Genomic DNA, 8,135 nt, shown 5'->3' on the forward strand with positions numbered 1-8,135 from the left:
GTCGGAGGTAGAAAAGGCCTATCAGGCGGCGCATCATCGCGAGATGTAGCGCCTGATTGACCGACCCGTCTTGATAGCTTCGGACGTCCGATTCAAACCGAATCACAGAGGAACATGGCATGCAGTTCCCGTCATGGAGGTTGATGCACACCAAGTGCATCATGTCGCTTTGGATAGTTGTTGTACTGGCCTCCGCTTGGAGCCAGGCCGCGCATGCGCTGACCGGTGCCGATGTGGCCGCATTGCTCAATCGCCGTTACGAATTGGCGGTGAACACGTGCGGCGTAGGTAAACCCGCGTGGTATTGCTCCGGCGTGCTCATGCGCGACATCGCCACTGACGACAAGCAATTCTGGAAGCTCGACGCGACCGATCAAGCCTTGCAGTCGTTGGCATTTACGTACCGCCGCCAGGACGTGGCGAGCACGGCACCGAGTTCACGTATCGGTATGGTATTGGCGGATCTGTTGACCGCAGTGGGCGAAGGCAAGTCGTACGCCATGCGGTGCGCATATCCAGTGGCCGCGCCCCTGCGCGACACAGATATTGATCACGGGTGCAATCTGACGGGAATGGCGTTGCCTGCCAATCCCGATGTGGGGGACGACTCCTCATGCGCGGTATTGGGTGTGAACAATGCCGCTCAGTGGGCAAGCCGGTATCTGGGTAGCGCCCCCGGCCTGCAATGCTCCTTCAGCGTCCAGACACCCACCCCGTTCAACCAAACTCTGCAAGCGCATGCGCTAGCGAACGCCGCAGGTCTGACACCGGACGTGCAACTGTTGGCGGCGGCCTGGGATGCCACGCATCCCAGCGAAATCGCCATCGACGCGCTTTACTATCTGGCGGACGACAAGCCTCAACTGCGAGAGGCGCAAGCTAGACAGTTGGCCTATTACGAGGCCACAGGGACTTGGCTGCCGTTGCTACGCTATGCGCCTGATTCGTCAACCCCATTCGGTTTCGATGAGACTGACCAGCTCGACTATGGCAATCAAGTGGCCGCTCGCATCAACGCTCGCTATTTCAATACCACCCCCTGCCCAGGAGACATGGCCGCCTATATGTGTAACGGAGTCGTCGCTCGGGTCACCGGATACGGCACAAATTTTCATTCCTGGAATCCCAGCCCGGCAGCTATTGCTCACAACGGCGTCTCGGCCTTCTACCTCCGTAGCGACTTGCGTACTGATGTGGTCTGGCTTGGTGGGGTTGGTTTTGTGATGCGGGAGTTTGAGGCGCCCGCTCAACATCCCTTCGTCATGCGCTGTATGTACCCGACCGACGCATACACGGGAGAGCGCGTAGATAAATGCGGCATCTGGGGAAATTACTCAAAAAGCGCACCATGCGCGCAGTTGGGGATTACGGACCTCCAGGGCTGGACGGCCAACTACGCCATAACCGGGTATGAACGACAGTGCTCATTAGGCGTTGACAAAGCGGCTTTCGAGTTGAGCATGCAGGCCCGCTCGACCTTGCCCAATCCGATCAGGAACGAGGTTGAAAAATGGAATGAGGCCATTCTCGCCATATGGCCGCAGGATATACCCTCCCAACTGCCGCTTGAGGCCATCTTCTATATCGGAAGCCAGTTAGCCGGGGCACAGTTTATCCAGAACGACTATATGCAGCAGACACACCGGTTTCTGCCTATTCTAAAAATTGACGAAACGGCCTCAACTCCCTTTTCCTACACCCCCAGCGACCAGATTGCCAATGGAAAGTAAGCAAAAAATAGACTATTCATAGAAAATCCCGAAAAAGCCTTAAAGTCACCGCTGCAATCTGATGTCACAACACCATCGTGCGAGCAACACCCGAAAAATCCGCAATTTATTCTGAGCAAGACATGAACAAAATCTGAACAGTATCTGAGCAAACACAGCGCAGACCAATGTTGGCAGCCCTCTGCGGCTCGCGAGGGCTATGGGAAGCGAGCATTCCAGGCCTGTGCTCGTAGCACGAACTGATACTGTGTAATTTAAGCCAGAATGTAATGGTCAACCCATCCCGGACACAGCGTTAGGTATTTCTTCTGCCACCGTGGGGGCTACCCCATCATTGAATTGATGCGGACGTAGCCAATTGTATCGTTGCATCAGGTGACGGCTGATGTCCCGGTGAGCTTGCGGTGCCGTCCACGCAGACTCATGCTTTGCTCAATCCGGCATCGCCATGGTCGCTGGCGAAACTTGCAACTACCGTACTAACCGCGCTGCTCATACGCCATATCGAGCGCTTACACCACTAGGTCGGCGTCCGGTCGCGTCGAGAACGCCCGATGGCAATGTGCTGCTTGGGCGCTGATCAACCCGCAGGCGCAAAACGGACTCGACCACGCCCACAAAGCGGCACGCGGCCATATGACTGTAGTTCTGATCCAGGACCAGTGCCGCAGCATTGCGTGCGAGATCGGGGTTTGCGCCCGAACACGCGCACGCAGGAGCCAGATCGGCTCAGGGGGCTGGAGCGGAGGAACCGTGAGCTTCAAGCAGGTCAACGACATTCTGCGCAAGGCGTCAGCGCATTTCGCGCAGGCGGAGCTCGACTGCCGACAGAAATGATAGTCACGTTCATCGATGCGACCGGGTACCTCCGAGCTCGAAACCACCAAATCTGCCTGACTACCGCTATTGCGACAGGACCGATATGTGCGCACATCACCGAATTCATTGATTTTTTATGCGTTGCATCGATGAATCTTCTATTTATGCAACAACGCTTACCGGTCAATTGGCACGTCGGCTGACGGAAATTTCCGGGTTTCCGCCTTCGAACCCCAATATCGCGTCAAGGCCCGCCAGACGGGCCGAACAACTCGCGGCGGGGTAACCGATTGCCCCCAGATTCACAATTTTCAGCGCCTGTCAATCCTGTGTAAGTTATCAGTTTGCTTATCGAGGTCGGCTTCACTTCTAATGAGTACACCTTAACTGAACGAGGTGCACGCAATCTACGTACCAACTGGCGCGCGGCGAGGGCATTGACAAGCCCGCGCCGGTCAGAGCGTTGGAAGCTGCGACCTTGCGTCGCTCCTCAAGCAAGGAGTATTTGCATGCAGAAGTCCTCCAGCGCCATGCGCCGGCGTCAGACGTACGTATTGGCGCTATCGTTGATTGCAGCGGCCGTCAGCCAATACGCACGCGCAGGCACCGTGAACGGCGGAAGTCAGACCGTGAACGCGCCCGGTGATCCCAATGAATCGTGGACCGTGAGCAATGGCGGCTCGCTCACCGTTACCCCGGGCACGGCAACCAACCAAATCGACGTGGCCACGGGCTCGACACTGAACGCCAACGGCGCGACGATTGCCACTTCCGCCAGCACGGGCAACTCCACGGGTGTCAGGGTCGGCGCCAGATCGACGGTCAACATCCAGAATTCGAGCATTAGCAGCACTAATGGGGTCGGCCTCCTGCTGGGCGACATAACCCGCACAAACCAGCCACGGCCCACTGCGACCGTCAGTGGGGGCACCATCACCGGCACCTGGGCCGGCGCATCGCTTTCCAACAACAGTTCGATGACGCTGCAGAATGTCAATGTCAGCAGCGGTCCTTTTACGACCCTCGGCGTCGGCAACGGCGCGGTCGTCAACTTCGACTCACGGCTGAGCGTCACCGGCGGCACGCTCACCGGCGACAAGAATGGCGTACGCGTAACAACGGAAGCGTCGAACCCCACGCCGATCTCGAGCACGATCTTGAGCGGCACCACCGTGATCGGAAACACCGGTGCCGCCATCTTCGTGTCGCCGCAGTTCGCCAACCCCAACTTTGGAGGGCATACCGCGACCGTACTTATAGAAAACGGCACCACGCTAACCGGCGGCAACGGCAATGCACTGGAGACAGCAGGCGATATTACAACCAATGCGACGATCGACAACTCACCGATCACGGGCAATATCGTGGGGGACGGTACCGCAACGCTCAATCTGACCTTGCAGAACCGTGCGGCCCTCACAGGATCGGTGACGAAGGCAACATCGGTCACGCTGGACAACGCAACGATCACCGGGTCGCTGAGCAACGCAGGCTCGGTCACGCTGCAGAACAATGCAGCCATCACCGGAGCGATGAATAATGTGACGTCGGCCACGGTGGGCGCGAATTCGACCTGGTCGATGACGGCGGACAGCGACGTGCAGACCGTCGCGATGAACGGCGGGCAAATCAACCTGTTCAACCCGTCTGCTGGCTCCGGCACAACCGCCCATACCCTGACGATCGGTGCGCTTTCGGGCGTGGGTACGTTCTTCCTCGGCACGAACCTGAGCACGCGCACCACCGATCTGCTCAACGTCACCGGCAACGCGACGGGAACGTTTCAGTTGAAGGTCCGCAATACGGGGGCGCAGCCGAGCGATCTCTCACCGCTGACCGTGGTGCAGACGGGCGGGGGCAACGCGGCGTTTTCCCTGGTGGGGAACAAGGTCGACATCGGCGTATACACCTATAAGCTCCAACAGCAGGGCGACAATTGGGTGCTCGCGGCGTCGGCAGCGCAACCTGGAACGCCCGGAACGCCTGGAACTCCCGGAACGCCCGGAACGCCCAGCCCTCCGGTCGAATTGACCGGCAGCGCCCGCACCGTGATCGGCCTGTCGAGCGTTACCCCGACCATCTGGTATGCGGAATCGAGCGTGCTGCGCAGCCGGCTCGGCGAACTGCGGCTGGAGGATCGGCGCCACGGCGGCGTTTGGGTCCGTACCTTTGGCCGGCAATTCCGCGCCACCCCCGTCGACGGCGTCGATTACCGGCAAACCACGTATGGCTTGATTGGCGGCGCCGACGTCTCGCTCGGTCAACTCCTGGGCGGTTCGTGGCTGGCGGGCGTGATGCTGGGCACCAGTCACAGCAAGCTGAGCTTCGACGGCGGCTCGACCGGGAGCGTCAATAGCTATACGGCGGGGCTGTACTCGACCTGGCTGGGCCCCTCGGGCTATTACGTCGACGCCATGCTGAAGTTCAATCGCTTCCAGAACGATGCCCAGGCCATCATGAGCGATCAAAGCGGCGCGACCGGCGGTTCCGAAAACAAGGGCGTGGGCTTCACGGTCGAGTTCGGACGGCACATGGAGCTAGCGCAAGGATGGTTTGTGGAGCCTTACGTCCATTTCTCGAGATTGCGCGTGGGCGGCAGCGATCTCGCGCTCAGCAATTCCATGACTTCCAATACCGCACATACCGCCTCGATGCAGGCGCGCATCGGCGCGGCGGTGGGCAAAACCTTGGAATTCTCCGGCGGCCTAGTGCTCCAGCCCTACGTCAAACTGGCCGCGATCCGGGAGTTCGTCCAGAACAACCAGATCGTGGTCAACGGCATCACGTTCAACAGCGATATGTCTGGCACGCGCGTCCAGTTCGGCGCCGGGATGAGCGGCTATATCAAGCGCAATCTTCAACTCTATGGCGAAGTCGAGACCAGCGCCGGGCGCCGGGCGTATCAGCCCTGGGGTGTGCAGGGCGGGGTGCGCTACACGTTCTGACGGGCGGCCGCCACAAGCCGTAGATGACGGCAGCGTGGCGGGTGGTATACGCATGAGAAAAGGGCCGCGCAAGCGTAAGCTTGCGCGGCCCTTGTGTCGTCAAGACAATATTACCGCCACACCTTGGTCGGCCGGTCGGGGTCATCCGGCGGGGCGGGGTTGGAGCGCGTATCGACGATGAGTAGCGCAGGGGGAGAGATTGCCGAGCCCGATGCGTTCGTCGCCTCGAAAACCACTTCCCCCAGGCAGATGGGGTACAGATAGAGCGCTTGCGCCGGCAGCACGGTGAATCGCATCGACTTGGCTGTCATATCTCCCGCGCCGACCGTGCGTGTTTCCACGTACTTCGCCAGCTTGACGTCCTCGCCGCTTTGACCCTGCGATCCCCACTTGGCCGTGAAAGTGACGGTTATCGTGTCCCCCTCCGCCGCGTTCACGTAGTCGGTGGGCACCATGATCGCCAGGCCCGCCGCCGCCACCGGATAATCGGCACGGGTCAGGCCGTCGAACGTTGGGGCGGGTAGCCCCGTAAGCCCGCCAGGCTTGCCGGCGCTGCTGATGACCGTCACGTCTGCCGCGGGAGACAGGGAAGAGTTCGACACGCCGTTGGCCACCGAGCGAACGCCGATATAGTAAGCCTTGAAGATACCGCTGCCGTTAGCCTGGATCACGCTGGCCGGCAAGGTGTATGTAAGCTCCGTCGCCGCCGTCACGTCCGCTAGGGAGATCGTTCTGGTGTCGAAGGGGGTGTTGGTGCTGTCCACGGTCTTGGCGTAGAACAGCTGCACCTGGTCGCCGTCAACAAAAGCCGCCGCACCCTTCGTTGGTCCGGCAACGGTCAACCAAGGGACCGCGAACATCGCATCCAGGTTGGAGTCCGGCTCCGGAATCTCATTTGGCGGCGTGGTCGGCCAACTCGCTGAACGTACCTCCGGGGGCCCGAGCGCTTCGTTCTGCGGCGTTAACGGGTCGGGATCGGGCCCCCCGGGCTGATCCAGATTGACGGTGAGCGGTACCAAGGGAGACGAACCGTACAGTGTACTGGCACGATAAATCTCGTAGCTGACGGCGACGGATCCTTGGCCTTCGTCCCTTATGATCTGATACGGTATGGTGACGATATGCGTGTCCGCCGGGTCGATAACCTCCCCCCCGGGGATTCTCGCAGTGCCCCACAAGATCCAGATCTGATCGCCCCTCGCCAGCAATGTGGTATCGGGCGGGACCTCAACCTCCAGCACACGCGCACTCGCATCGTCGACCATGTCCTTGTTTTGGCCGACGAGCGGCGTCACCGTGGGCGCCGTCAGTTGACCGATGGGACTGGTCAGGAACAGATCGATTGAGATGGCTTTCGACGGCGGGGATACATTGCCGGCACGATCGGTCACCGTGTAGGTGAACATCGCGACACCGTCGCCGCCCAGCGCCTCGAGGTTGGCACGAGTGTAGCTAGCGTCCACTTGCGCGCCGGCGCCACCATACGGAATCATAACTTCAGCCGCGTCGACGGGCGTAGTCCCACTTTGCAAAACGACTCGAGGTTTGATCACGTCCCCGTCCGCTCTGCCACGGTAGCTCGGTATCACGCACGGGAGCGTGTTCCCCAAGGCCGTGAGTCCGGGGTTGGTAAGCCCTTTCGACACGATGTTCGCGTCGAAGACGGGACCCTGCATATCGGGCTCGCCAGGCGCAGTGTATATCGTACGTAACGTCAGCGGGTCGCTGGTCGTGTCCGCCGTGGAATTGTTCTCCCCCTGAAAAGCGTAGGTGACTGTGTATTGCTTCTCCTGGGTCAACTGCCCCGCGACAATGTCCAGGTCGATTCCCCCCGCCGTTTGTTCCGCGAGAGTGATCGTATGTTTGTAGAGCTCCGTACCGTCCAGATAGAGGTAGACAAAATCGTTTTCCCCATATATCGCGTTGGGCAATTTCGAGATGTCGATGGTAACCGTTAGCGGCGCGTTCTTGTAACTATTCAGGAGTAGGCCATCGTCTGGCATTCCCGACGGGAGGGGGGCGTAAGCGCTTGGCGGAATTTCCGGTGGCGGGTAGACCTTCGCAGCTCCTGCGGCTACGGACTGCGTCGCCGCGCGCCGCCGCACCCTGAACCCTTCGTAGTATGTCGGTTTCATAGCACATCTCCTTCGCAACCCATAGTAAGGAGCACGCATTATGGGTGTCCTTGTGAGACGTAGGTAACTATCAAAGCTAACAGTTGTGGGTGAACAAACCGCATGGCTCTATGACGGTTCTGTAAGCAAGCCGTTCACGCTGCCCGCCGGCGTCAACTTCTTTCGGAGACGTTCATGGACACCAGCGATCCCCTCTCCCCGCCGCGACGTTTCCGGGCTTCTGGCAATGGTGCCGGTGCGATCTCCCGGACACCGCCCACTTGGCCCACCACCCTGACCCGCATCCTGGCGACTGTCGAGTCACCCCGCATACCGGTGGCCGAGGCCTACGGTGGCGTCGGCTGGCGCGACGTCGCGAATCCGAACGACGCGGTGATCGTATTGATTCCCCAAAACCCCTACCTCAAAGTGGGCGACACGCTCACGCTCTACTGGGGCGATGCCTCGCGTCCGGTAGACACGCATGTGCTCAATCAGGACGATCTCCTCGGGAGCGTCTCGATGCG

4 protein-coding genes and 1 pseudogene are annotated in these 8,135 nt (G+C 60.0%); 3 read left to right on the forward strand and 2 right to left on the reverse strand.

The features are described from left to right. Window positions 1-119 precede the first annotated feature (119 nt). Window positions 120-1,730, forward strand: coding sequence for a hypothetical protein (locus tag PHO31112_RS23660; protein ID WP_150623678.1), 1,611 nt, complete (start codon window positions 120-122; stop codon window positions 1,728-1,730). Window positions 1,731-2,003: 273 nt separating this feature from the next. Here the strand turns inward: PHO31112_RS23660 and PHO31112_RS27775 are convergent. Continuing rightward, a pseudogene (locus PHO31112_RS27775) lies at window positions 2,004-2,281 on the reverse strand (IS3 family transposase); the annotation flags it as partial. 897 nt (window positions 2,282-3,178) lie between these two features. Here PHO31112_RS27775 and PHO31112_RS23665 point away from each other — a divergent pair. After that, on the forward strand, window positions 3,179-5,494 hold the full coding sequence (locus PHO31112_RS23665; RefSeq protein ID WP_174995860.1) for an autotransporter outer membrane beta-barrel domain-containing protein: 2,316 nt from the start codon (window positions 3,179-3,181) through the stop codon (window positions 5,492-5,494). A gap of 110 nt (window positions 5,495-5,604) precedes the next feature. Here PHO31112_RS23665 and PHO31112_RS23670 read toward each other — a convergent pair whose 3' ends face one another. Continuing rightward, window positions 5,605-7,629: a hypothetical protein gene (locus PHO31112_RS23670; protein ID WP_150623682.1), complete on the reverse strand. Its 2,025-nt coding sequence runs from the start codon at window positions 7,627-7,629 to the stop codon at window positions 5,605-5,607. Window positions 7,630-7,803: 174 nt separating this feature from the next. Between PHO31112_RS23670 and PHO31112_RS23675 the strand changes: the two genes are divergently transcribed. After that, window positions 7,804-8,135, forward strand: a 332-nt coding sequence (locus PHO31112_RS23675) for a hypothetical protein (protein ID WP_150623684.1), incomplete at its 3' end; no start/stop codon positions are given.

This window comes from Pandoraea horticolens (assembly GCF_902459555.1).
GTDB classification, from domain to species: Bacteria; Pseudomonadota; Gammaproteobacteria; order Burkholderiales; family Burkholderiaceae; genus Pandoraea; species Pandoraea horticolens.